This is a genomic window from Pseudarthrobacter sp. 01T43, from assembly GCF_056398665.1.
Window position 1 is genome coordinate 1 of record NZ_JBFTPV010000051.1, and the last position, 3,068, is coordinate 3,068.

The 3,068-nt window shown below is 67.8% G+C and carries 2 protein-coding genes and 1 pseudogene; all 3 read right to left on the minus strand.

Features of this window, described 5'->3' with window-relative positions; translation table 11 throughout:
- A partial coding sequence (locus tag AC1DIM_RS19605) for a glucose-6-phosphate dehydrogenase assembly protein OpcA (RefSeq protein WP_477712151.1) occupies window positions 1-675 on the minus strand: 675 nt, incomplete at its 3' end.
- Window positions 672-2,243, minus strand: a complete 1,572-nt coding sequence (gene zwf, locus AC1DIM_RS19610) for a glucose-6-phosphate dehydrogenase (RefSeq protein WP_477712152.1) — start codon at window positions 2,241-2,243, stop codon at window positions 672-674. The genes AC1DIM_RS19605 and zwf, both read right to left, overlap by 4 nt.
- A gap of 16 nt (window positions 2,244-2,259) precedes the next feature.
- A pseudogene (locus AC1DIM_RS19615) lies at window positions 2,260-3,068 on the minus strand (glucose-6-phosphate isomerase); the annotation flags it as partial.

Here is a 3,068-nt window from a genome sequence, read left to right on the forward strand (position 1 = left end):
GTGAGTGACGGGTGTGTCCAGGGCCAGGGTGAGCCAGGCTGCGAGGAGGATGGTGGAGGGTGAGTCGGAGGCGCCTTCGACGGTGACTGCGGTGACGGGGGACGGGTCGGCTTGGTCCAGGACGGCGGCGAGTTGGATCCGCCAGTTCGTCAGSCGGGTCCAGGCGAGGTCGGTGTCGCCTGCTTTGTAGGTGGYCCGGATGTTTTCCAGCGCGGTTTGGGGGTCGGGTTCGTTCGCGGAGTCGGTGATCCGGCGGTGCGCGATTTTCCCGACGGAGGTTTCGCAGGCGTTTTCCGGTGCCCCGTGYGGCCACCAGGCCACGATCGGGGCGTCCGGGAGGAGCAGGCCCGCGACGAGGGACTCACTTTCGTGGGCGAGTTCCCCGTAGCCGCGCAGCACGATCACTTCGGAGGCGCCCGCGTCACCGCCGACCCKGATTTGSGCGTCGAGCCGGTCCGGGGCYTCGGGKCCGGCGTCGGCGAGGACGATGATCCGGCAGGGGTGTTCGCGGCTGGCTTCGTTCGCGGCTTCGATCGCTTCTTCCTCGAGCCCGGAGCGGGTCACGACCACGAGGGTCAGGACCCGTCCCAGGGCGATCACCCCGCCCTGTTCACGCAGGGCCATGAGTTTTTTGGAGATCTTCGAGGTGGTGGTGTCCGGCAGGTCAACAATCATGGCCTTCTCCAGGTTCGTCCGTCACGGGCCAGCAGTTCATCCGCGGCCGCGGGGCCCCAGGATCCCGGGGCGTAGGGTTCGGGTTGTTCGTTCAGGGACGCCCAGTAGTTTTCGAACGGGTCCAGGATCTTCCAGGACAGTTCCACTTCCTCATGCCGGGGGAACAGCGGCGGTTCMCCSAGGAGCACGTCCAGGATCAGCCGCTCGTACGCTTCCGGGGACGATTCGGTGAATGAGTGCCCGTASCCGAAGTCCATGGTCACGTCSCGGACTTCCATCTGCGTGCCCGGGACCTTGGACCCGAACCGGATCGTCGCGCCCTCATCGGGTTGGACCCGGATGACCACGGCGTTCTGCCCGAAGTCATCCTCGCCGTGGTCCCCGAAGAGCAGGTTCGGGGCCCGTTTGAACACGACCGCGATCTCGGTCACCCGCCGGCCCAGGCGTTTGCCGGCCCGGAGGTAGAACGGSACCCCGGCCCAGCGGCGGGTRTGGATATCGACCCGGATCGCGGCGAACGTCTCGGTTTTCGAGTCCGCCGGGATCCCGTCTTCTTCCAGGTAGCCCTGGACCTGTTCCCCGCCCTGCCAGCCGCCGGCGAACTGCCCGCGCGCCGAATGCGTGGACAGATCCGCCGGGAGCTTCACCGCGGCGAGGACCTTTTCCTTCTCCGCSCGCAGGTCRTCSGCGTTGAAGGAAATSGGTTCCTCCATCGCGGTCAACGCGAGCAGCTGCAGGAGGTGGTTCTGGATCACGTCCCGGGCCGCGCCGACCCCGTCGTAATACCCGGCCCGCCCGCCGGTGCCGATGTCCTCGGCCATCGTGATCTGGACATGGTCCACATACAGTGCGTTCCACAACGGTTCGAACAGCTGGTTCGCGAACCGCAACGCCAGAATGTTCTGCACCGTCTCCTTCCCCAGGTAATGGTCGATCCGGAATACCGCGTCCGGCGGGAACACGGACTCGACAATGTCATTCAGCGCCCGGGCGGACTCCAGGTCATGGCCGAAGGGTTTCTCGATCACCACCCGCCGCCACTTCTCCCCGTCCGACTGGGCCAGGCCGTGCCTGGAGAGCTGCCGGCAGACCTGCTCGAAGGCCTTGGGCGGGATCGARAGGTAGAACGCGTGGTTCCCCCGGGTCCCGCGGACCTGATCGAGTTCCTCAATGACCGCCCCGAGCCGCTCGAACGCGTCCCCGTCATCGAACTCACCCCGAACAAAACGGATCCCCTCCGCGAGCTGGTTCCAGACCGCCTCATCAAACGGGGTCCGCGAATACGCCTGCACCGAGGCCTTCACCTCGGCAGCGAACTCCGCATCAGACCACGCCCGCCGGCCGAACCCCACCAACGCGAAACTCGGCGGCAACAACCCCCGGTTCGCCAAGTCATACACCGCCGGCATCAGCTTCTTCCGGGCAAGATCACCCGTCACCCCAAAAAGCACCAACGAGGACGGCCCCGCAATCCGGKWCAGGCGGCGGTCCCGCGGGTCCCGGAGCGGGTTACGGCCCGGTTTGAGGGTACGCAGCCCGGAGGTGCTGCCGTTTTCAGTTTCTGGCATGGTTGCTGTGGAACCTTTAGTTGTCGGTGACGGATGCGGACCGGGAGCCCAGCGCGGCGATGATGCCCTGCAGCTGYGCGACGCCCGCGGCGCGGTCGGTGAGGTGCAGGCGCAGGACCGGGCGGCCGTGACCGGCCAGGACCTGCGCGTCGCCGGCGGCCTGCGCGGCGATCAGTTCCCCGAAGGTGAAGGGACGGTCCGGGATGGCCAGGTCCTGTGCCGGGGCCGCGGTGACCTGCAGGAACACCCCGATCGCGGGACCGCCCTTGTGGAACTGCCCGGTCGAGTGCAGGAACCGTGGTCCCCAACCGAACGTGACCGGCCGGCCGGCCGCCTCGGCGAGCTGGTCGCGGATGCCTTCGAGCCCGGCGAACGCCAACCGGTCAAAGTAGGCCTGGACACTGAGGTAACTCTCATCATCCAGGGTCCCCAAAAGGGCGCCCACGGCTTCCTCCGCGGTGGCCGCACCACGGAGCCACTCCCCGCCGCGGACCTCGATAACACCGTCGACAAACGCCGCGGGCGTGGGTTCGGGCTGGGCGTCCAGCAGGCCACGGGCGGCGACCTTCGCCGCCTCCACATCCGGCTGATCAAACGGGTTAATGCCCAGCAAACGCCCGGCAACGGCGGTCGCGAATTCCCACACCATCATCTGCGTGGCCAGCCCCCCGGCGATGGCCACCTCGTTCTCACCGAGCTCGACCTCGGCATCAGCGGCGACCAGCCGGACCACCAGGACATCAGGCGCGCCGGAGCCGGCCTCCGGGGAGTTGGGACCGGCGACGACCGGCAGGACCCCGGTACCGGACTTGCCCGTGGACTCGG